Origin of the sequence: Paenibacillus beijingensis, assembly GCF_000961095.1 — a bacterium.
Lineage (GTDB): Bacteria > Bacillota > Bacilli > Paenibacillales > Paenibacillaceae > Paenibacillus_O > Paenibacillus_O beijingensis.
On sequence record NZ_CP011058.1, the window covers coordinates 1,367,867 to 1,390,795 of the forward strand.

The window sequence follows — 22,929 nt, forward strand, 5'->3', positions numbered from 1 at the left end:
CCGTTCACTGCTCGAAGACTCCCCCTGCCTCAAGATTCGCCCAATCCCTGCGGCCATAACGAAACAAAAACGAGGCGGAAGTCAAAAAAAAACGTTACCGGCCGGTAACGTCGCTTAATGAATGTACGGAATGACCATCTCGACAATCGTTCCCACTTTAAGCTTGCTGCGAATGGTAAGCCCGTATTTGTCGCCGAATGAAAGCCGCAGCCGCTGGTTCACATTTCGCAGCCCGATATGTTCGTTTTCCTTGAACAGATCCTTCTTTAAATCCGCGTTTAAGCTGTGCGCCGTCGAAAAAGGGATCCCGACTCCGTTGTCCCGCACCCGTATGACGATCGTTTCCCTCCTGGCTTCAACGGAGACGGTGATCATTCCATTGCGAGGGCTCGGCTTGATCCCGTAATAAATCGCGTTCTCCACGATCGGCTGCAGCACCAGCTTTACGATTTTGCAATCCAGAAGACGTTCATGAACGTTGCACCGGAACGAAAATTTGTCTTTGTAGCGCAGCTTCTGCATTTCCACATACAGCCGGAGATGCTCCAGCTCCTTGCCGATGGTGACGAGATCGTCTTTCGTCTCCAGCGTCAGCCGAAGCAGCGCCGACAACGATTGGATCATCTCGGAGGCCTCGTTTTTCCCGCGTGTGAGACGCATTACCTTCCAATTGATCGATTCCAGCGTATTGTAGAGAAAATGAGGATTGATCTGCGCTTGTAAAGCGACCGCCTGCGCTTTGCGCAGCAGCTCATACTTTTCCTGCAGTTGCACCTCCATGCTGCGGTTCTGATGAAACGATTCCGTCAGGTTCGTTAATATATACTTGGTCTCGTTCCATGGTTTCGAGCCGGATTTGCCGCCTACGATCCAAAACGGATTTTCTTTGTTCTCGATAAGCGACAGAATTTGCCGGATCGGCTGGTAGCTTCTCGTGGCGATAATAAAAGCCAATACAATGGCGGAGCATACGCTGACGCCAAGAAGTACGATCATCAATTCTGTGATCTGCGTACGCCTCGCTTGATACGATTGCAGCGAAACGACCGAAATGTAAGCCCACTTCTTCTCGGATAGGGAAGGCAATACGGAGATCACCTGATTTTGTCCTTCCAGCTTGAGAATGCGCGATGCGATCCCGTTCTTCAGAAGCGCAGCCAGTTCGGGCTTGGCCTCATGCAACGGTTCGTTCAGCAAAGCGCTGTCGCGGTGAAACATGATTGTTCGTTCCGGATCGACGACGTAAATCCTCTGGTAGACCGAATGATCAACCAGGTTTCCCAACTTCTCGAGGTTCAAATGGATCAATACGCCGCCGCTTTTGCCTCCTTCATAGGATGAAATCCGGTTCACGAAGCTGAGCAGCGGCGTACGCGATGTTTTGTCTGTCACAAGACCGGTTGTCCAGAAATTGGAACGGCCATTATGCTGCTCATAAGCGTTGAACCACCATCGATTGTCGGCATTCTGGAACGTACCGCCGGACTCGGCGGTCAGATAGAAGTTATTGTACTCCGAGAACATTTGGATCGAATCGATATACGGGCTTGTCAAACGGGCGGTTTGCAGCACCTGCTGGATGCGCTGAATGCGTACCGTATCGCTGTAGTTTAACGGAGATGAAAGCCGTTCCTGATAAAATAAACCGGAGTCGGGATCGGATTTGATTCGCACCGATAACCGCTCCGTTTCGGACAGCACCATATCGATCGAATCCCGCGCGATGGCAAGCTCGCCAAGCGCCGACCGCTCAATCTCGGCCCGCATATTCGCATCGTTATGCTCATAAACGTAAACGCTGATGCCGATAAGCGGCAAAATAATGAGCCCGACGATCAGTACGAAATTGCGCAGCAGGATGCTGTTGAAATTGTACTGCCTGATATTTCTCCACAAATTGTTCATCGGTTTCATCATGAATGCTGCTCCTTGGAACAACCCGGCATGGACGATGATTTCTCATTTTCCCCGGAATTCGGAAGGCGTGTAGCCCGTATAACGCTTGAATAATTTATGAAAATACTTCGTATTTTTATATCCGATCAAGGCGCCGATTTCGTAAACTTTGTACTGGGGGTCTCTTAAATAGTCCATCGCTTTTTTCATGCGCAAGCCGGTGACATAATCGGAGAACGTTTCGCCGGTTTCCTGCTTGAACAAGCGGCTGAAATAAACGGGATTCAAGTGAATATAACGGGACACCTCACTTAAACTTAAACCCCGCTCGACCTGCTCCGAAATATATTGCTTTGCCTGTCGTATGATAGCCCTTTCATTTTCTGGCGAGCCGCTTTCCTTGTCCGGCACCGAAACGAACATTTTCCGGCACCATTCGATAATCGGTTGTTTTTCCTGCATTTCGCGAAGCTCCCTGATCGCTCCTTCCAAATCGCTTTCCTGCAATTCATCCCGCATCATCGTCAGTACGCCGATAGCCAATTCCTTCAAATCGGACAAGCCGTTGTCGGCCGCGGTGACTCCCCACTCGACAAAGTCCCGCTGGTGAAGCAATTCGCGCAGGCTCGGGTAAACCTTATGCCGGTCGAGCCGGATGGACATGCCAAGCAAGGATAGCAGCGATTTTTGAATATGGATGAAAAATTGCTCGTTCTTTTTCGCAAACTCGTCGTACGTGCATTCGCCCATAGCGGCAGCAACGATGAGCAGCCGGTTGTCCCCCAAATGGATGCAAGTGTAATAAACCTGATCTTTTTCCTTCGTAATCGCAACGCTCAGCGCATGAATTTCTTCCGACCTTCGTTCCGGCGAACGGGCGGCTAGATCGGGCCGCGACCATTCCGCCTTCATAATCGAGCATTTCCCCTCGTCCGGATGGATGGGAAGGCCGAGCTGCTGCAGCTTTCGATGGATTTCTTCGTGTCCCCATGCTCCCCCAACCATCATATTAAAGAAAAACTGCTCCAACAGCATCGGAAGCAGCGTCTTGTACTGTTGACGCTGCTTCCAATTCTGCTCGATTTGTTTCTTCTCTTCCTCTAATTGCCGGTATATCTTCTGGAAGGTCGCAGACACCTCGTCCAAATCCGTCGGCTTCAGCAAGTAATGCGTGACGTTGTATTTCATCGCCTCTTGTGCCAGCACGAACTCCTGAAAACCGCTTAACAGAACGACTTTCGCGTTCAATTTGTGCTCGGCAACGTACCGCGCGATTTCGAGACCGCTGGCGAACGTCATTTTGATATCCGTCAGAATCGCGTCGACCTCATGTTCTTGAAGATAATAAATCGCATCTTTGCCGTCCTGAAACGTTCCAGCGACAAGGAATCCGAGACTGGACCAATCGATCATATCGGCGAGCCCCTCCCGGATTTCCTCCTCGTCATCGACAATCAACAATTTATACATCCCCCAAGCCCCCCGGTTGATTATGCCCTTCATCTATAACGATGTTGAATGTTGTAAGCGCTTTATAAACATTATAATCGGGGAGCCTATTTTTAACAATCCACTGCTTTTAACTTTTGGGGGTAGGATAATGACATTCGACCCGCAGCGGAGGTTCGATCAAACCGCTCGGGATCAAGTTATAGTCTTTCATGAAATGGCCGTCAGCCGGAATAAAAGCGTCCGGCGAATGGCCCGGAGGCAGATGCCGTGAACGGTGGAGCGGCCCGAACGTGTTCCGTCTTGTCAAAAACACCGTCAGATCCACGGATCCGTCTTGTTCCAGCAAGCGGGTAATATCGAGCCGGTAGGGCGGAAACGCGATGACCTCCTCCTCGCCCCGTTTATTGGACACCGTTATGCACGCTGCGCTGAACTGCGGGCAATGCAGCAAGACCGGCTGTTCCGGGCGGGTTTCCGTGCGAACGATATGACGGTAAGTGACGGCCCCTCCGTAAAAGGGAAAGCCTTGTACGCACAGATCGCCCGTTGTTATTTTCGGCGGCAGAGAGGTGATGACCTTACGGTCGCCATTCAGCCGAACACCATATTCGCCTAATAAATAGATCGCTTCCAGCGCCGAGCCCTGCCGGAAATCCGTCTTGACCTCAATGACGTTTCGGCCGGCGACAAGGGCTTCGCCGGGGATTGGAATGACTTGAAAGCATCGATCCACCCAATATTGCCGGCTCCGCGTATCATGAAGCAAGGTGCCGTTGCAGCGGAACGCGAACGTATCCGTATTTTCCACGGCAACATAAACCGGACCGTCTGGCCGTATTTCGATGTCGAATTCGAATGCCAGCGTGACTGTTATTTTGCCGCCGTCCGACTGATGACCGTACTTTTGCCTGAACCATGGCTGTATCATCTGCTCGCCCCGGGCTTCGAAGCCGAATTGTTCGCATAAGCGCCGTTCGATCTGCAGCACTTCCGTTTCGTCCTGCCATTCCGAATCTCCGAAGCGGTATTGGGCCAGATCCAGGACGCATACGTTTGGCTCGTGCAGCGTATAATCGTACTCGCCGTTCAGCTCTTCACTGCTTTGTTCAATCGGATGTTCTTCGAGTTGCGGCAGCCCCCGTTCCTCTTGCCTGGTTAGCACGAACAGCTTTTCTTCGCCTGCGGCAAACGAAGTATCGATTGTGATCCCGGCTTCTGCCGCTGCGCCGGCTTTATACCTTAGTCCGCTCCTCAAGTCCCACTGCTCGGCGTATCCCTCATAATCAAAATGAATCCGAACGGGAGCGATTGCTTTGTTTCGGTCCGTATTCAAGAACGCCGCAATGAGAACGTCCCCCTCCTTGCGGACTTGGCAATAAATCGAATCCGTGTTGGCCGCAGCCTGAATTCGAACCGGCGGAAGCGTAAGACAAGCAAGCCCCTTTGAAATTTGTTCGTTGTTGAATTCACACCGGAACGACCGTTCCGCCAGAAGTCCGGGCCGCGCACTTGGGAGAGCATCTGCATATTGCGGGGCATCGCCGACGAACAGAACCTTCCCTCCGGCCGTCTGGAATTGCTCGAGAATATCCAGCGTGCTCTCCCGGACCGTTGTCAGTCCCGCAACGACGACGATTTTGTACGCTGCTTCTCCCACATATAAAACCGGCTCCTTTGTTCCATCGTGCCCGATCCGGCATAAACGGCTGATCATCTCTTCATCGCCATAATCGAAATCGATTCGCGATTGCATCAAGATTTGAAACAGCTCCATGAAATGCCGTTCGATTTCAATCGCTTCCGGCGATTTCGTCTCAAACACCTTGACCCAATCCGGATAAATTTGGCACCACAGGCTTTCCACGGGATGAATGACAAGGACGTCGCAGCAAGCAACCCCCCGGCTCATCATATATCCGAAACGGGCAAAATAATCCTCCACGTACCGGTATTGCGAATGCCAGGCGCTTTGATGCAGTATGCTTGCGGGATAGTCCCTTTTGGCCTGCCCTTCCATCGTATACCAGGACAGGTGGGGACATCTCAAATTGACGCCGAATAAAGCCTCCCAGTCTCCTACCGCTTTATGGCCGTAAAACGGCATCTGCCAGCCCGTTACCCCGTACAATTCCGTTAACGCAAACTTCTTGCCGGTCTGTCTCGCGACGGACATCACCTGTTTGGCGGACCAGTATCGGTCATACGCTTCCCCAAGGACATCGATTCCCGGATAATCCATCTTTTCGTAGAAGCGCATCGAAGAACCGACATGGCCGGTTTGTCCCGCCAACGTACATTCGCGGAGAACGTGTCCGGTCAGATGCATCCGGTTCTCCTTGCACCATTCCGCCAGCGGGGCCGCGAAATTTTCCAAAAACATCGTCTGCTGCAGCTCGATATATTTCCATTTCACCGCGGAAACCGCGTTGCCGTTCTTTTTCAAAAACAATTCGGGCAGCACGGCCGTGAGAGACTCTTTATATTGTTGTTCGTAACGGTCAAACAAGATTTTGTTGTAAGGCGTCAAATATCCGGCATCGCGATTTTGAATCCCGAACCCCGTCATGTTCGCACCGCTGTGGGGCTCGTCGATAAAAATGCCTTTAATGCTGCTGCCGATCCTCTCTCCGCAAGCCGCCTTGTATTTCTGATGGGTCAGCCTCATAAATTGTTCGGTCGCCGCTTTATTTAGCGTATCGATATAAGTGTAGCCATTGTAAAAGCTTTCGGGTTTCATCTCTTCAACCGAGAAAACGAGTATTTTAAATGGTTCGGCGAATTCGGCCAGGTTCGAATCCCTGTTTATCGGTAGGGCCTTCGTATAAGACAGATCGGCAACGTCCGCCGCAAACGCGGCGAGAATGCCGTCCGTCCATTGAAAATCGGCCCGCTCCTTTATTTCCAGGCGCAAATAGTTCATCCTGTATTCCGAATTTTCCGTTACGGCGCCTCCCGCGGTTCCGCTCGGCCACCGGTCTTCATCGTACAGCCAAGCCTCCAATCCCAATTTCTCGGCTTCATCACTGCAGGTATTGATGAGCTCGAACCACTCTTCTCCCAAATATTCCGTTTGAAGCCCCGTTCTGGAATGCATGAAAAAACCGCCAAACCCCATTTCCTTCATCACGTGAATCTGCTTGATCAGTTCCTCCTTGTCCAGCTTCCCGTTCCATGCCCAGAAAGGCTTACCGCGCCATTCCGGACTTGGATTCAAAAATTCATCGTAAACCGCCTTATCCATTCGGCTTTCCCCCAAACTTCAATTTTGTTTACCAGTTTATCATGAATGCGGTTTCACACAATCCGGCTGGCTTTACTTTTCTGAAGCTTCAATATTCAACACCGCTGCTCCTTTCATGAAAAAGGGGCTAATCTTTACATTTGCTATATAGAAATGATTCCATTATTTTTCCGCTCTCCCCGGCTTATTCTGGTTGCAACGTAAAAAGAGGCTGACCGATTCAGCCGGTCAACCTCTTTCGAAACGATTTTACAGAATCTTATTCTAGCTTAGTGCCTGCCGTGCACCTATTAGAGAAAAAGCAATCAGCCTGCTGCTTGAAATGTTATACCTTAACCCTGCCGTAAGCCGCCAGCATGATGGCAAAAGGATCTGCGGAAACCGGATCCTCCTGCAGCTTCATCAGCACAGCCCGGAAGCCTTCGCCGTATCTATCGTTCCGGTCCATGAGCCCCTCGCGCAGCTTCTCCGCCTTGCCCGCATACCCAAGCTGCTCCAGCACATGTATTTCTGCCCATTTGGCGAGACCTTCAAGCTCTTCGCCAGGGATGACATCCAGCTGCAAACTGTCGTATTGCCAAATATGAGTCAACTCATGCGCCAATGCGGCGATAGCATCGCTTCTTGCCGTGTCACCGGCCAACCGGATATGTACGACGCCGTCCGGGAATCGGACGGCTTGGCCGTACAGCTGCCGCCCGGGCTCCAGTTCCGGCGCCTCGACGATAGGCGTGCCGATCCTTTCCCGCATGCCGTCTCCCGAAACGAGGGACAGCTCGATCCGCTCCCGGAGTCTCACCTTCAGGCCGCTCAGGAAGACGCCCCGCACATCAAGATAGACGGCAAACAGGTCGTCATGCGTCGCAATCGGCACATCCAGCTGCGGCTTGGCATTTGGCTTTGACCGATCGTCGGAGGACTCAACTGTGGCGCTCGGCATAACTGTTACGGCCGCCATTTCGGACTCGACTGCACCGCTCGGTTCAACTGTTCCGTCTGCCGCCTCGAACTCGATTGAGGCGGCTGCTTCGGCCTCGGCGGCACGCGCCTCCTCAGCGATACGCTCCTTGCGCAGACGCCTCGCCCGCTCCCTCTTGCTCTCGCGCTTCGCCTCGCCCGTGACGGCTGCAGGCTGCTGCGACGCGTCGGCGGAGGAAGCTGCCGCAGCAGCCGCAGCTCCCTTGCCGGCGACGGCCGGCCTGCTCTCCTGTGGCGGTGCCGACGGATGTCCCGACGATGGCGCAGATGGTGATGCTGTCGGCTGAGCCGATAGCGGAGCTACCGAAGGCGCGGACGATGCTGCCGACGGCTGTCCCGAGGACGGCGCGGACGGCTGAGCAGCCGGGCTGCTCTCCGTCAGCTGTGCTGGCGTCGGCGCGGACGGCCGTGCCGACGAGCCCGCCGATGTCGCATCAGCCTGCGGTACCGCTCCCGCCGTCCGCTGCTCATATTGTGCCCGCAGCGTCCGGAGCGACTGCGCCGGAAGCCAGCGGCGCATCATTGCCGCGAGTTCACGCAGCAGCAGATCCCGTGGCAGCGTCACGCCGCCGTGCCGGAGGTAATTTTCCTTGTCACCTGCCCGGCCATCCTGCTTGAACACCCAGTACAAGTAATCGTCAAGAATCTCGATATAATGGTTCCAGTGCTGGATGACGCTCTCGATCAGACCCAGGTTTTGGAGGCTGTCTTCGAACACGTACAGTTGAACGATCTCTTTTGTGTTGCCCTGCGAATTCGCCGGCTTCAGACGCGGCACGTATTGCAGGAGCCGTTCGCGTGCGGCGTCTTTGCCCGCCGCATAGAACGAGTCCGGCAGCGCCGTACTGACGGACAAACATTTATGGTTGTACGGGTACAAAGTAACGAACAGCTCGTTCAGCAGGTAGCTGAGTGTGAACGCCAGCCGGTCGGCTTGCTCGAACTCGCCGTCCAGCGACTGGATCGTAATCGAGAGCATATTGCCCTGCGTATAGGACCGGCGCGAGCCCTGGTCCTCCTCGCTGAGCGGCACATAGACTGCGGATTCGCTCTGAAGGTTGATGCCGCTGCTGAAGTCGAAGTAGCCGTTCGTATGGACGTCAAAGCTGCGAAACTCGGCCCGAAACGTCAATTCGAACCGGTCGATCATCCACCGGACCGGACTGCCGTTAGGCTGGCTGACGCTGTCTTTGCGGACGGCGTAGGTCCGGCTTTGCTTATACAGATGCGGGCTCGTCAGCGGCTCCACAGCGAGCTCCACACGCTGCAGGTAGTCGTCGATCCTTGCGATCCGGTACCACCGGCCGCCGAAAGAAGCGGCCTGGCCCGGCAGGTACTGCTGATACACGTCGCCCGGAATATGGGCAATCGTATCTCCGGATTCCAGCCGCACCGCGTAGGTTGGCAGTACGGACTTCTTGTACCGCTCGGCCTCCTCCGGATTGAGACGGTACAACATATCCTCCTTGAACCGGCCTTCGGTCCGGTCAAACCGCTTGCGGAAGCGCACCTCCAGCATGTCGCGGCGTGCGCTCGTTCGCCCGAGCAGCTCCGCATATTTTCGAACGCCGTCGGCCAGGGAGCTTTCCTCGATGCCGGCCTTGCGCAGAATGCCTTGAAGCTGCATCCCGGTCAGCCAAGTGCGCGATAACCGGTCCATCATGGACAAATACGCGGTCTTGCGGTTTGCTGCCGGCTTCGGCACGATGGATGAGATTTTGCGGTGATTCTGCAGGAAAAAGTCGGCATTCGCCGCAAGATAGTCCCGTAGCAGATAAGGCGGCGATACGACAACAACGATCGTATTGTCCTTTCCCGCCGACCACCAGCGGCCGATGCCCTGGATCAGATTGTGCGACGCGTCACGGCAAATGACAAGCGCATCGCCGCGCTCGGCGACGGACCATTCGCGCGCGTGCAGCTCGATGCTCTGACGCAGCCGGTCAGCGGCTTGATTCGGGAGCTCGTAATCCTTCACGGCGTGCACAATATTTTCGGACAGCTCCTCGATATTATCCCGGCCCGGCATACTGCCGTAATCGACGACGACGATCTCCTCCAGCCCGATCTTGATGGCCGGAATGACAAGCGCGGCCTCAGGGTCCAGCCAGCGGTGAACGAGTCTCGGCATGATCCGCTGCTGCAGCATGCCCCTGTCCTGTGCGACCGCGGCGTAATGCAGCTCCCGGCTCCGGCTCTGGTGAATCGTAATATCGTCCGCCTGCACGCCGAAAATTTTTTGCATCGCGTCCTCGAGATCTTCAGCCCAATCGGAAAAAACGACAAACTGCGGCGTTCCCCCAAGAACCCCGGTCAATCGGCTGGCAAACAGCTTGAGCGGGTTGCCGTGCCCCGCGAACAGCTTCTCGCCCTCCATCATAATAACGACCAGGTCGGATTTATGCTGCTCATGCTCGTGCTGAATGTAGTCCATCAGCGTTTCAGCAAGCAGATCGCTCGTCTTCACTAGCAGCAGATCGGCCTCCAGGTTCTGTTCCACAGCGGTCGCCAGGGGAGCGGCCGTCCAGGCAAAAGCCGGCCCTCCCGCTTCTTTGATCCCCCGGTAGAACCACTCGGCGCCGGGCGCCAGGTCCTGCTCCGACTCTACAATCAGCACCAGCTTTTTATTTTGGAACAGCAGCCGGTACAGCGCGGGGAAAATCGCCTTGCTTGCGGTCAGGAACATGCCGTCCCGCACGAGCAGATGCCGGCCCTGCACAAGTCCCTGCAGGATGGCCTGCATGGACTCGCCGTGCTGCGCTTCCGCTTTGCCTTCGAGCTCGCGCGGGTCGCCCACGATGCCGGAGGCCAGCAGCTGCGAAGGCCACAGCCTCTTATATTCCTCGAAAAGCTCGCGATAGGATACGTTTGTGCGATCCTCGGCTGTCCCGGGCGGCTGCGTCTGCCGCTTGCCCTTGCCGCCGGCAAGGAACCAGCCGCACTCTGCCAACAGAAGAAACGCAGCCGCCAGATGATCCGGCAGCAGATCCGAATACGGCTGCAGCTCCGGTACGATCGCGAACACGAAATAGATCGCGAGCAGAAAACCCGAAACGATGGAGGCGTAATGGAGCGCAAGGCCGGCATGCCGGTACTCCGCCTTCACGCGCAGCGTCCCCTGGTGCTCCTCGAAAAATACCATCCCGGCGTTCGGATCCCGCCGCTTTAGCCGATGATGCACCCGCTTCGGCAGCAGCGCAACATATCGTTTCGCGACGAAGCGCACCGGCGAGACGGCCCACTTCAGCCGCCTCGCGATAAACCTGCCCGCCCGGTGAACAAATACACCGATCGCTTTAACGAGGGCAAACAGCGCCAAAAAAGCCAAGTTCATCACGACAAACAGATAAGGCACAAGCTGCGGCATATATTCGTTCAGCAGCTTTTCGATCGCCGCAAAGATCGCATCATGGGCAACGAGGAACACCGCTCCCGCGACAAAAGCGAGAAGCGGCGACCAGAACTGCAGATACCGCTCCCCTTTATCGTAATTGGAGAGCTTCAGCGAACCCGCGACAAAAGCGAACAAGGCGAGAGCGACGAGCAGGGTCGTCATTTGAAAAGCACTCATAAACGGTACACCCGATCATGCTCGCAGATGACCCTCTCCGCCGGATAAATGAGGGCGCCCTTGATCGTATCGCGTGACAGGCCGACGACGAGCTCGGCCGCGGCATCGCCGTCCTGTTCGACGCCGGGCTGCTCCCAGAGCGGGCAGTAGACCGGGTGAGCGGTCGCGTCCCGGTCGAACCAGCTTTGCTCATCGTACCAGTTCTCCAGCGACCGGCCCTGATCTTCTTTTACCCCAATGTTCAACAAATAGGCGAGACGCTTGCCGATATCGATCGCCTCCTCCAGCGCCGTCTGGTGAAACCGCAGCCGAAGGTTCTCCTCCGCCTTCTCGCTGCTTAACCGGCTGACGTCGTGCGTCCGCTGCGTCAGCTTAAGCAGCTTGTACAGCCGATTCAGGTAATCGTTATATTGCTTCTGAGTACGGTCCTGCTGGACTATCATCTCGTCCAGGCGCTTTTCGGTCCTGCGGCTTCGCCTCTTGACCGCATCGAAGATCATGTTGCGCGACAGACGGAGACAGAGCGCGACCGCCGCTGCCGCTGCAGCCGGATAAACGCCGTACACAAGCACGGGATGCAAGCCTCCCGTCCCCGCAGCGGGCGCCGCGTCATTCCACTTCACGAACGCCGGCGCCAGCAAGGCGCCGCCGATGATAAAGGTGATCCAACCGATCTGGCGGGCTCCCGGCATACTCCGTAACTGGAACGAAATATCCTGCTTCGTCTGCTCCATATAGTCGTTCCACGCCGATAACGACGACGGCGTATGAGGCACCTCGGCGAGCAGCTCCTGCCGGGTAACGGCTATCTCCTCCTGCAGGCGGCGGATGATTTCTTCCGGCTCCTCCTTGGTGAAGGCTTGCGGCTCTTCCTTCAGCTTCTTCTGAATGTCCAGCTTGCGCATGCCTTCCTTCGCCAAGTAAAGAACCCGCTGGTCCCGCTTGTTCATCATCTCGCGAGCCTCGTCTTCAAAGATCCGAAACTGCTGCTCGAACTGAAGGTAGCGGCCGCGCCTCAGCTTCGGCAGCGGCACATTCATTTCTTCGAGCGCCTCCCGGCCGTGCGGCAGCGACGTCCACGGCGCATAATCCGGCGCCATATCGAGCCTTCGGTTGCGCAGCGAATCCTCGATCCGCGACTTGCAGATGTACAACCTCGTAATATAGCGATTGAACAGCGAAGCCAGGTCGCGCTCCCGGAAGGCAACGTCAAGCGTATAGGCATTCCCTTCCTGCCAAAGCCGTGACACCGGATCGTTCAGGGCGATCGCATTAATGGCATACGCGACCTTCAGCAATGTGCGGACACGTCTCGCCGCGAACTCCTGCGGATACGGCACGCGAATAAAGACGTAAGAAGCGATGGATACTTTTGTGCCCATGAGCTCCTTCAATACCGCCTTCAGTTCATGCGACGGCAAATATTCATTCAGCTTGGGGGACAGCGGCGGCACCATAATCCGGTTAATCCGCTCATAGAACCCTTCCTCCACGGCGCGAATCTCGTTCTCAAACAGGACGTCGGTCGGAACGCTCCCGGGGTCACAGGCGTACTGCTGCTCGATTTTCCGTTTATCCGCCAAAATCTCCCGGAAGCTGATCTTCACCTTGTCAACCTGCATTCTCAATAGTTGAAGGAACGACTCGGTCGGTTCTTCGAGCGGCCCAGCCTGCCTCAGATCAAGCGCCGACCGGTCCCACGAAGCGTCGAGAGCTTCAATCTCACCAAGGTAAAAAAGATTCCCATCACCGAGGGGCTTCCGCGGCAAGTAGCCGTGAATATCGAGCGTCCAGACATCCCTCAGAAAATCGTCCAGCGGAGCGCCGCCCTCCTCCCGGTCGATGCCGTCCAGCGCGAGGACGAACACCTTCTCGGGCGACAGCTTGCGGTCCTGAAGACGGCTAAGGAAGCTTTTCCGGAATTCCCCCAGCTGCGAGCTGAGCCGCTTCCGGTAATCCTTCTCCTGGGAAATGTTCATCATCCAGACGAGCTGCCATTTCTCTACCATGTTGACATTCAGGTACTCATATACCTTGTTAACCAAATACTGATAAGCCGCGTTCCGGTTCGCCTGATGACGGAACAGGGCAAGCTTACCCGAATGGATGCCCATATGGAAGAAACGTTCGATAAGGTTCCAATCCTGCGGCGTTTCATCATAATGCACCACAATCGTTAGCATTGCGATCCTTCCTTCGGCGAGCAGCTTACACTCTCGCTATAGTTTCAATCCTGCGGGTAATCAGATTCTCCCACTGTCCGTACGTGGAAGAATCGGTTTCCACCGTAAAGCGCAGGTCGGACCCTTGCCATAATTGCAGGATAAAGGCGGACGCTTTCTCTCTGGCGAGAGGGCCGCGATGGCCGCCGTACGTTTCAATGAAATACCGTTCAATCTCGTCCAGCAGCACCACCCGCAGATGATTGGCTTTCTCCGACAGATCCTGCCTCGACGAATCTTCCAGTTCGTATAGAAACAGAATATCCAGGATGTTCTTGACATTTGTTTTCGTCGTCATGGACAGACCGGACGCCTGCTGGATGAACTGATGCTTGTCCATATTGTCCCCGTGCTTCCTTCGGTCCTGGTCGAATTCTTCCTTCACGCGCTCCAGAATCTCTTCGCAAATGATCGGATTATGCAGCAGGCCTCTGTGCAGCTGATAAATCTCCCCGCCAATGTCTTTCCCGTTCCGGTATATCATGCGTGTACTCGTCCGGTCCAGATACTGGTAGAGGTACTTGCCGTGGGTGTTCTTCATCACCAGCCAGCCGTATATGATGCCGAGAATGAGCGCCCGGTCGACGCGGTGGTTGTCGAGCTCCGCCTGCTTCGGGTTCAGGTCCGGCATGAAGGCCGGCACGTGCCAGCGCCGGTCGAGATGCGGCGTAACCGCCGGCTCGTTCCGGTTCAGCTTTTCGACCCGCTTCTTGTAAGCCGCATAGTATTGCCCTGCCGGACGGACAAACGAATCCGCGTAGTCTCCGGAAGAGAACTTGCCGAAATTCTGTACGCTGAGGCCGTAATGGGCCCGGTAGCAGATCAATTCATACCGCGAAAAAGCCGGATCCGTTACCGCTCGTTCACCGAACAGATCCTTCCGCTGCGACGCCGTAAACGGTGTCAGGCTGTCCGGATGGATGCCCCAGAACCGCAGCTCGCGGCTGTCCGCAATGTTTGGAATGAACGGGCTGGACAGTTCCTCGAGCGCCTCCGTTTTTCCCTGGATATAGGCCGGCGCCTCCAGCTTCAGGATGGCCGCTTCCCGCAGCAGAGCGGTCGTCACGTCGATGTCAAGCCGGTCGCTGCAGCGCTTCTCGATATCGTCCCGCAGGTAGGCGAGCACGTGCTGGCGGTAGAGCGCCTCGACCTTGATCTCCTGCTGCATTTCTTCCGGCAGGCGGTTCTCGTTGCGGCGGCAGAACTGGAGATAATGCGCCTTGTAGATCTGGCCCGCCACGTCGCGCGGCAGCACATCGTTATCGAACATGCGGCGGACGCCCTCCCACGACTGCTGCATCATGAAGGCCGAAGCGAGTACATAATTTTGCGGCGTGTTGTCGGTATGCTCGAATTTCGTTTCGATCCGTCCCAGCTCTTGGAGCAGGTTCAGGCGCGTGTTCTTGAGGTTGTCGAAAAACCGCTCCCAATCCTTGCACAATTGATCGACCGATTGCGCCACCGAGTTGAGAACGAGCTCGAGCAGCATCGACTTCTCGTATTTCTTCAGCGTCGTCAACTGGCGGTTCGCCTTGTCGAGATATTCGGTCCTGAAGTCCTTCAACTGGTTTTTGAAGAGCGCGCCGACCGCGTTCTGCTTGAGCGCCGCATCCACCCGCTGCTGTGCGGATTCCTTGCGTTCCGTCTGGCTCAGGCTGTACGCTTCCGGATATTTGTCGATCTGCTGCTTCGCGGCTGTGTTTTGGGTGCGGAGCGACTGTATACGCGTGCGCAGCTCGGCCCGGATCTGGTAGAGCATGTAACGGACCGCGATCGGGTGCACCGGATCGGGCTTGCCCAGGAACCACGTGTTGAGGCGGTACTCCTGGCCGTCGATCAAGTTCTGTTCATTGGCGTCCTGCTCAATGATCTGATAAGCGGCGTACGTGCGGTACTCGTATACCTTCTTGTTGATCTGCTCCTGATAGTACATCAGCTGGCTCTCGACCCGGCCGATTTCCTGCTTCATCTGCTCCTTGATGCCCAGCTTGCCTTCGTTGATACGGCTGCTGGCCTCCAGCGACCGCAGCTCCGCATCGTCGCTGAGGATACGGTAAACGAACTCTTCAACCCTTCGAAGGAATTGTCCCGACTTCGCATCGCCGATCTGCCCCTTCTCCAGCTGTTCGTACGCCTGGCGGTATACCTGCGTGAAGAACGGCTGCGGCTTCTCGTCGCCGTAGACATTGTCCAGGTGCCAGATGTAACGGTCCCCGCGGTCCGGCTTATCCCTTGCCACACCCCGCCGCAGATCGCTCTCGTAGCGGTCCATCTCCTCCTCGAACAGCTTGTCGAGATAAAGCCAGTTGTCGCTCAGGCCGTCCACGGACCTTTTAAGCGCAACGTATTCGACGATGTCTTCATACGGGTAGGTCAGCGAAGCGACGCCGGCGCCGCAAAACCGCCCGCGCCCTTCCGAGGAAATGAGCTCGAGAATCTGGTTGTCCTCCTGCGAGAAATGCTTGGCCGAGATCGGGCTGAACAGCTGCAGGTAAATCGTGCGGGTCACGAGCTCCAGGTAGTCGCTGAAGCCGTTCAAGTGCTGGCCCTTCAGGTTCTCGTAATCGTAGAAAAAGCAAAAGTCGAACGGAAGCTGCTTTTCCGTCACGGCATGCGTCACGTTGCCTTCCAGGTCGACCTGGTTCGGGCGGTATTCGAGCTCGATCGTGACGCCGTCTTCTTCGTTCTGGTTCCACTTGCCGGCCGCGCTCAGCGTAATGGCGTTCAGTTCTTTCATGCACGCATAACCGTTCGCCTGTACCGCTTCCCATTCCCGGTGATCCAGGATGCCGGTATGTACGAACAGATCCGGCAGCAGGAACGCTCCGCGGATGAGGACGCTGGACTGCCCGAACCGCCGCTCCAGCACCTCGCGGAGATACATCGCCACCTGCAGGAAAATGCCGGATCCCGTTCCGCCCGCCAGTGAGCTCAAGATGATGACGCGTACGCCCTGTACCGTGCTGTCGCGCTGGACCGGGAAGATCGCGTTTATGCTGTCCCACAGCCCGTTCATCTTGCCGTCTTCCATCGCCGCGCGGAACGCGAGCCGCGAGACGGCCCGGATCTGGCCCGCCCCTTCGGTCATCGTCTTGCGGTTCAGCTGCGGGTTCTCGGGAAACCACGACTTCAGCGCGCCGTTCTGGGCCAGATACTCCCCTACCGAACGGGTCGTGCTGGTCTGTGTCACGTTACCCTTCAAATGCTCCAGCTTCTGCAGGCTGTTGACGTCCGTATCGAACGCGTGAATGGCGACCCTGTCCCTGCTGTCTGCCGGAATGCGCCCGTAAATTTCGTTCACGACCTGCCCGCCGATTCCGCCGAGGCCGATCAATATCGTTGGCACGTTGTGCGACATATCTATTCTGCTCCTCTCGCACCGCTTAATTTTCTAGCCTTGCACCCATTCTTCGAGCGTCCTTTGGACTTGCATCCGTTCTTCGGACATGCATCAGTTCTCCGGATATGCATCAGTTCTCCGGATATGCATCAGTTCTTGCAATATTTGTACACCGACTCCATTTGGCCGTTGCGGACGATGATCTCGTCATTGCTGTAAATGCGGCAGTCGCGACGGCCGGCATCCTCGTCCAGCACTTCCTCGGCAACGATCATCCCCGGGGACTGCGAACCTTTCGGCAGGACGATATGGTCCCGCTTCGCCCCCGCCTCGAACGTGAGGTCGTGGATGAGCGACTTCTCCGGCCAGTAAGGAACGAGCCAGCGCGACCACCACTTGGACCGGAACGGTTCCGTCGATTCGTATTCGCCGATCGCCCGTCCGTTGATTAAAGTTCGCGTCGTAACGGACATGTAGGACGACTTCCGGTGGAACCGCGGCTTTCGGATCATTCCGATCAGCCACCATAGGAAAACCGCCAGAAGCACCAGCGCAAGGATCGGCAGCCCCCATCTGTACCACCAGGGTACGTCCTGGACCGTCGCGGTGTACTTGACCGTTGCCTGCTCGTTCGGGAAGGTCCCGTTTATCGTGAGCGTCAGCGGGATTTCCCCGGCGTCCGTGAACCATACGTTCCAGTGCGGACGCGGCTGAAGCAGAATCTCGCTGCCCTCCTGCTTCACGTCGAAATGGATTTTTTTTCCGTCGGCATCGACTTTAAGCGAAGGCAGAATCTGCGCCAATTCCTCTTTTCCAACCGGCTCGCCGTCCGCGGTTACGATGAACCGCAGCGGTTCCGCATCCTCCAGCTTGTCCACGCGGGCCGACCATTCGACCTGCCCCGATTCCATGCCGAACTTGCGCGGCGCGTGCCCCCGGAATTCGAGCGACTGCTCCTTCTGAAAAAAACCTTTGATGCGCACCTGCGCGTTCACTTTGGTGAAGTCCTTGACCGGCATATCAAAGGGCGCCGTATACGCCTGCAGCTCGTCGTCCCACTGGAACGCCAGTGCGTTGCCGTCATCCAGCGAACCTGTGACCTCCACCAGCTTCCTTGTAGCGGGAAGCAGATCGAGCGGGTCGTTCGTGGCATTGCTCTTCACCAGCTTGACCACGGCGAGCATCTGGCTGCCGAAGAAAAACGCATTTTCCTGCTGGCCGAGCGTACCGTCCGGATTGCGGTTATATACCGCCAACCGGAAGTCCAGTGCGGGCTCGGCCAGCAACTGCACCCGATCCTTGCGGGAGTCGGCCCCCTTCATCTCAATTCGGTATTCGCCGTCCTGCATGATGCCTTCATCCGACAAGTCCCGGTATTGTGTGATCTGACCGAGAATCGGCGGGTTGAGATTCGCTTTATCCTTCGGGGTCACGATCTGGTAAGGTCCTTCCGTGCCGGTGCTTCCGCCCTGGTTGATCGTAAGCTTCCCCTGGTCATTCGGGATGGTGACCCCGGCCGAGTTTTGAACGACCTGCTCCAGCAGCGTCAGCCGCTTGATCGGGAATAAAGAGTTGAACTGAATGCCGTTGCTAGTAAAAACAGGATGCAAGCTGACCGCCGTTCCCGACTCGGGGTCGCGGTTTGTGATGAGCGCTGCGACCTCATTGATTTTACTGATAATATTTTGCTGCCCGTTGCTTTCAATGACCTTCGCGTCGAGCGCATCCTGCCACATCTCCTTGATGCTGCTCATCATCCTCTTGTCTTCTTCGTTCAAATACTGCTCGATCGTAACGAGCGCGCTCCGGGTTGTTGCGTTGTACGACTGCATCGTCTGGCGGTAGGCCAAAAATTGCTCGCGGGCGCGCTTCATGTTTCCTTCGGGATCGGCGACATTGTCTTCGGCCGGGTCGAAGTCGTTGAACACGCCATCGGTCAGTACGACGAGCCAAAACTCGGAATCCGGATTGGCCTTCGCCTTGTCCATCAGATGCTTCATGGCCGTCTGGACGGATAAGAAAGGGGTCGGCGTATTGCCGTCATCCACCCATTGCTGCACGGACCGGATGGAGCCCTGCCGCTTATCCGAGGAGAGCGCAATCTCTTCAACCTTCGTCGGGTCGCTCATGCGGGTAACGTAAAGATTGTCCTCCGGTGCCAGCAGTCCCGCGAGGCTCTGCAGTGAGTAGTTCGCATACTTCCAATTGTCGATCTGCATGCTCTGGCCCGTTGAGGGATTTCGTGCATACTTCATGCTGCCCGAATCGTCGAACACGAGTGCAACCACCCGGTTCTTCACGAAGGACTGCCCGGCCGCCGCAACACGCGGTGTTTGGGGCAGACATAGAATAGATACGACAAATATCATCACGATCGTTAGGACTTTTTTCATAGTTACTCCCGTTTTTGGATGAATGTGGTCTAAAAGTACCGTTATGAATATTCCATAATTATAGTAAGTCTTCCTTTTCTTTGAAATCGATTTCTCTTGAAATCTCCTATAAAATTATATTTCACAATAAGTAACCGACTATTTGGCAACAAGTAGCCGACTTGCGTGTTTCTGCTTCTTAGACGATTTACGGCCGACAAAAGTCCTGGTTTCTTTTTTTGGAAGAAAAAAACAACCTCTGCCGCTTCTCTCCCTTCATCTTTCATCTTTCATCTTTCATCTTTCTTCTTTCTTCTTTCTTCTTTCTTCTTTCTTCTTTCTCCCTTCATTCTTTGAGCGGGTCGTTTTGGCCGAATCGGCCAATCGCAGCGGGAACAAAACCTATTCCCCGCGTTTCCCGTAGTGGTTGCTTTAACAGCCCGCTTGGTAGTCTTGTTTTAGAACAACAATCCGAACTGCCTTTAACCTACTTGATTGCATACCGATGAAGCTAAAATTCACCCCTTCCGTCCGCGCGTGTTGAACCCTTGTAGGGCTGAGAAGATAGATAACGAGTTTAATTGCTTGATGAATCAGCCATGTTGTGATACATTTTAAGCAAAATTAACGGTATGAAGCACTTACCGCTTTGATACGTTCTGCTCATTCGGGCTTTGCGTATTGAGGCGGTTTTTTGCTTATTATGAGATTTGGTGGGGGAGAGGATGGGATTGTTTGATGCCGTTTATGAAGATTGGTTGTCCAAACAAATAGCCGAGGAGAAAAACCGTAGAAGACGGGAGCTTTTAGAGAATGGTTTGGGACACGGAACAATTGAGTTCTTACGCTCGATATGGTTCCCAGCCATCGGCAACCTGGATCATCTGTATCCCGAGCACGAAGTGCGGGACCTGGGTAATCGATATCGCTATCTTGATCTTGCTTATATGCCGGGGAACGCGAAAGGCTGCATTGAGATCCAAGGCTACGCTACACATGCCAGAGATATCCAAGCAGGGAGGTTTAAGGATTTATGTATGAAGCAAGCGCTGCTTGTCCTCGATGACTGGTACTTCATGCCTGTCGCTTACTTGTCCATTCGGGATGATCCGGGGATCTGCAAGCAATTGGTGCTCTCCTTTGTCGGGAAATTCCTGTCGAACTCGCTGCATTCTGATCTGCACTGGGCGGAAGCAGAAACGCTGCGCTTTGCCCGTAGACTGATGCGTCCTTTCGCTCCCAGGGAGCTTTCTTCCCATCTAAGGCTTTCGGAGCGCCACACCAGAGTAATCATTCATGATTTAGTAGACAAAAAATTGCTGTCCGTAGCAAGCGGAAATCAGCGATACCGTACGTTTCGGCTCAGCTCGACTCATTCCGGTTCGATTCATTCCGGCTGAGATCGTCATTAAATGCCAGGTTATTTCCTAACGGCTGCCACAGCCGCTAATTTGATGAAAATGACCCATTTTAAATTTTAACGGAGCTGAGCGCCTTTATTGTATGCACGAATGGTCATATTTCAACGGAAACCTTCAGATAAGGTCTCTGACAACCGTTAAATTTTGCAAAAGGGCATTTTGAGCACAATAAGGTCTTGGTTAGCCGTTAGCGCTCGAAGGTCATCCACTCCGTCCGCGCGGGGTGAACCTCCAACCTCATGGCTGCCAGTGAAGCGCTCTCCCGGCTGAGCTATGGCCCCAATAGTTCAGACATGATGCCAGCTAATGACCTATTTCGTAATCATTTCGAACCCGGTCGGATTGAAAAGAGAGATATCGCATTGGGTATGGCCCTCCATTGTTAGAACCGCAAGTATTTCTCCGAACAGAAAGCCGGACTCCTTCTTCATCAGAGGAGTCCGGCTGTGCCGGGGCATGGCGCTTAACAGCATCCGCTCCGGATAACCGGGATGAACGATACCGGAAAAAGCGGCGGGAGAAAGTGCTAGATAAACCACCACAGTCCATCTCTTATTTCAACAAGACGTCATCGTACTCTTTGTGGCGGTCGAATTGGCTTTTGGCGAAAGGGCACAGGGGCATGATCTTGATCCCTTCCTCCCGGGCAAATTCGACGAGCCGCTTCACTAACGCTTGTCCGACTCCTTGACCCCGCAGACGATCGGAAACAATCGTGTGGTCGACGATAATTTTATCGTTTCCAGTAGGAACATAATGGATTTCCGCATCTTTATGATCCTGTTCGCCTACATAAAAACTGTTCGTATCTTTTTTGATTTCGATCATGAAACCACTCCCCCCAAAAGTTTGCTGCATCGTTTTATATTTTTTGCTTTTCCAGCCCCAAATGTTCGTTTCTCATCGTTGTATATTCAGGCATTTCCTGCCTCGTTATCTTTTCGGATATATTGCAACGCGCCGCTTGGGCATGTATCGATAAGAGCTGCAATTTTGTCGGCGGATTCTCCATCGGCATTTACCCATGGCTTCCTCTTCACATTGAACACTTCCGGCAGCCCTCTCACACAATTTGCCGAATGAATGCATCTTTCCGGGTGAAATAAAACGTCGATATGTTCCCCTGTATATCGCTTGACTTCATCGCTCATTACGATCACTCACCCTTCGGCTCTTTCATTTCGTATCGAGATATCCTTATTATCAATCAAAACGGATATATGATCAATCCGATTGATAGGGAGCGCATTTAGATGATAGGGAGCGCAGTTCATAGAACGAGATGTTTATTCAAAATAAGACCGTCTCCACATGCGGAGACGATCTTATTCCCTCATGGATCAGCTATTTCACTTATTTACCAGATACGCCGCAACTTCAGCCAAACGTGAAGCATAACCCCACTCGTTATCGTACCAGGCTGCGATCGATAAAATTTCGCCCTGTAATTGGGTCAACGGAAGGTCAATGATGGAAGAGTGGGAATCGCCTACGATCCGGGAAGACGCCCATTCACCTTCGAGAACATCCAACACTCCCTTTAGCTCGCCCTCTGCGGCGGCATTGCGGAATAGATCGTTTACTTGCTCTACCGTGGACGGCTTTTCCGTCACCAGGTTTAATTCGGCGATGCTTCCGGTACGAGTCGGGATCCGGTATGCCTTACCCGTAATCTGCAAATCGTTCCAAATAAATTTCAGAGCCTTGGCAGCTCCGGATGAAGAAGGAATAATATTTTCCGCGGCGGCCCATGAATCGCGCCGATCCTTCATCGGCTGATCGGTCAGCGATTGCGTGTTCGTATAGGAATGAACCGTCGAGAACAAGCCGTATTTGATTCCGAAGTTTTCTTTCACGATTTTGACGACTGGAGCGAGTGCATTGGTCGTGCAGCTTGCCATACTAATGATCTTGTGCTTGTCCGGATCAAAGCTGTCCAGATTGATCCCTTTAAGCAATACGGCATCGCAATCTTCAAGAGTTTTGCTCGGTCCGCTGACTAACACCCGGTTTGCGCCGCGATCCAAATGGACTTGCGCAACAGCACGGGTGACGGCCCGGCCTGTGCAGTCGATGACGAGATCGACATCCAGAGCTTTCCAATCCGGGACTTCTTTCGAAGAATTGATAAACAGAATTTCACGGCCGCCGATCACGATCAGACCCTCTTGTGCCGAGACCTTTTCGTGCCAACGCTTATAGTTGGTATCCACTTCGAAAAGAGCGGCAAGCGTTGCCTCGTCTTTAATATCCGAAATGGAAGCCGGAACAAACAGCTCATCCTGCAAAGCGACTCTTAATAATTGCCTGCCGATACGTCCAAATCCAAACACTCCAATTCTGCCCATCATAAACCTCCTTAAGGTTTTTCTGAAAGGAAAACCACTTCGTAAGCATTATCTTGAACAAATGACTTAACATTTTTATTATACTTAC

Annotated in this window: 12 protein-coding genes; 1 reads left to right on the top strand and 11 read right to left on the bottom strand. The window is 54.5% G+C overall.

Annotation, left to right across the window (positions count from 1 at the left end; genetic code table 11):
• Window positions 1-114: 114 nt before the first annotated feature.
• The 7 genes from VN24_RS06310 to VN24_RS06340 form a co-directional block, all read right to left on the bottom strand.
• Window positions 115-1,917, bottom strand: coding sequence for a sensor histidine kinase (locus VN24_RS06310; RefSeq protein WP_045669698.1), 1,803 nt, complete (start codon window positions 1,915-1,917; stop codon window positions 115-117).
• Between the two features lie 42 nt (window positions 1,918-1,959).
• A complete protein-coding gene (locus VN24_RS06315) occupies window positions 1,960-3,366 on the bottom strand; it encodes a response regulator (protein WP_045669699.1) in 1,407 nt (468 codons plus the stop codon).
• Between the two features lie 109 nt (window positions 3,367-3,475).
• On the bottom strand, window positions 3,476-6,589 hold the full coding sequence (locus VN24_RS06320) for a hypothetical protein (RefSeq protein ID WP_045669700.1): 3,114 nt from the start codon (window positions 6,587-6,589) through the stop codon (window positions 3,476-3,478).
• Window positions 6,590-6,914: 325 nt separating this feature from the next.
• Window positions 6,915-11,138, bottom strand: a complete 4,224-nt coding sequence (locus VN24_RS06325) for a hypothetical protein (protein ID WP_045669701.1) — start codon at window positions 11,136-11,138, stop codon at window positions 6,915-6,917.
• Window positions 11,135-13,321, bottom strand: a complete 2,187-nt coding sequence (locus tag VN24_RS06330; RefSeq protein ID WP_045669702.1) for a hypothetical protein — start codon at window positions 13,319-13,321, stop codon at window positions 11,135-11,137. The genes VN24_RS06325 and VN24_RS06330 overlap by 4 nt, the downstream gene beginning before the upstream one ends.
• Window positions 13,322-13,346: 25 nt before the next feature.
• On the bottom strand, window positions 13,347-16,718 hold the full coding sequence (locus tag VN24_RS06335; protein ID WP_045669703.1) for a tubulin-like doman-containing protein: 3,372 nt from the start codon (window positions 16,716-16,718) through the stop codon (window positions 13,347-13,349).
• A 131-nt stretch (window positions 16,719-16,849) separates the two neighbouring features.
• The gene (locus tag VN24_RS06340) at window positions 16,850-19,093 is read right to left on the bottom strand and encodes a vWA domain-containing protein (protein ID WP_045669704.1); all 2,244 of its coding nucleotides are present in this window, start codon (window positions 19,091-19,093) and stop codon (window positions 16,850-16,852) included.
• A 704-nt stretch (window positions 19,094-19,797) separates the two neighbouring features.
• Here VN24_RS06340 and VN24_RS06345 point away from each other — a divergent pair.
• Complete coding sequence (locus VN24_RS06345) at window positions 19,798-20,472, top strand: hypothetical protein (protein ID WP_045669705.1); 675 nt, start codon at window positions 19,798-19,800, stop codon at window positions 20,470-20,472.
• Window positions 20,473-20,804: 332 nt separating this feature from the next.
• On the opposite strand, the gene VN24_RS06350 is transcribed toward VN24_RS06345, so the two are convergent.
• The 4 genes from VN24_RS06350 to VN24_RS06360 form a co-directional block, all read right to left on the bottom strand.
• The gene (locus VN24_RS06350; protein WP_045669706.1) at window positions 20,805-21,032 is read right to left on the bottom strand and encodes a hypothetical protein; all 228 of its coding nucleotides are present in this window, start codon (window positions 21,030-21,032) and stop codon (window positions 20,805-20,807) included.
• A gap of 13 nt (window positions 21,033-21,045) precedes the next feature.
• Window positions 21,046-21,321 (bottom strand): GNAT family N-acetyltransferase, encoded by a 276-nt coding sequence (locus VN24_RS06355; RefSeq protein WP_045669707.1) that lies wholly within the window; start codon window positions 21,319-21,321, stop codon window positions 21,046-21,048.
• Window positions 21,322-21,407: 86 nt separating this feature from the next.
• The gene (locus tag VN24_RS26805) at window positions 21,408-21,644 is read right to left on the bottom strand and encodes a (4Fe-4S)-binding protein (RefSeq protein WP_082083643.1); all 237 of its coding nucleotides are present in this window, start codon (window positions 21,642-21,644) and stop codon (window positions 21,408-21,410) included.
• A gap of 198 nt (window positions 21,645-21,842) precedes the next feature.
• Window positions 21,843-22,841 (bottom strand): type I glyceraldehyde-3-phosphate dehydrogenase, encoded by a 999-nt coding sequence (locus tag VN24_RS06360; protein ID WP_045669708.1) that lies wholly within the window; start codon window positions 22,839-22,841, stop codon window positions 21,843-21,845.
• Window positions 22,842-22,929: the final 88 nt, after the last annotated feature.

Excerpts from the sequence above, each read along its gene's own strand:
- VN24_RS06360 (WP_045669708.1), bottom strand. The coding sequence starts at position 22,841 with ATGGGCAGAATTGGAGTGTTTGGATTTGGACGTATCGGCAGGCAATTA.
- VN24_RS06345 (WP_045669705.1), top strand. The coding sequence starts at position 19,798 with ATGGGATTGTTTGATGCCGTTTATGAAGATTGGTTGTCCAAACAAATA.
- VN24_RS06355 (WP_045669707.1), bottom strand. The coding sequence starts at position 21,321 with ATGATCGAAATCAAAAAAGATACGAACAGTTTTTATGTAGGCGAACAG.
- VN24_RS06320 (WP_045669700.1), bottom strand. The coding sequence starts at position 6,589 with ATGGATAAGGCGGTTTACGATGAATTTTTGAATCCAAGTCCGGAATGG.
- VN24_RS06315 (WP_045669699.1), bottom strand. The coding sequence starts at position 3,366 with ATGTATAAATTGTTGATTGTCGATGACGAGGAGGAAATCCGGGAGGGG.
- VN24_RS26805 (WP_082083643.1), bottom strand. The coding sequence starts at position 21,644 with ATGAGCGATGAAGTCAAGCGATATACAGGGGAACATATCGACGTTTTA.
- VN24_RS06330 (WP_045669702.1), bottom strand. The coding sequence starts at position 13,321 with ATGCTAACGATTGTGGTGCATTATGATGAAACGCCGCAGGATTGGAAC.
- VN24_RS06335 (WP_045669703.1), bottom strand. The coding sequence starts at position 16,718 with ATGTCGCACAACGTGCCAACGATATTGATCGGCCTCGGCGGAATCGGC.
- VN24_RS06310 (WP_045669698.1), bottom strand. The coding sequence starts at position 1,917 with ATGATGAAACCGATGAACAATTTGTGGAGAAATATCAGGCAGTACAAT.
- VN24_RS06325 (WP_045669701.1), bottom strand. The coding sequence starts at position 11,138 with ATGAGTGCTTTTCAAATGACGACCCTGCTCGTCGCTCTCGCCTTGTTC.
- VN24_RS06340 (WP_045669704.1), bottom strand. The coding sequence starts at position 19,093 with ATGAAAAAAGTCCTAACGATCGTGATGATATTTGTCGTATCTATTCTA.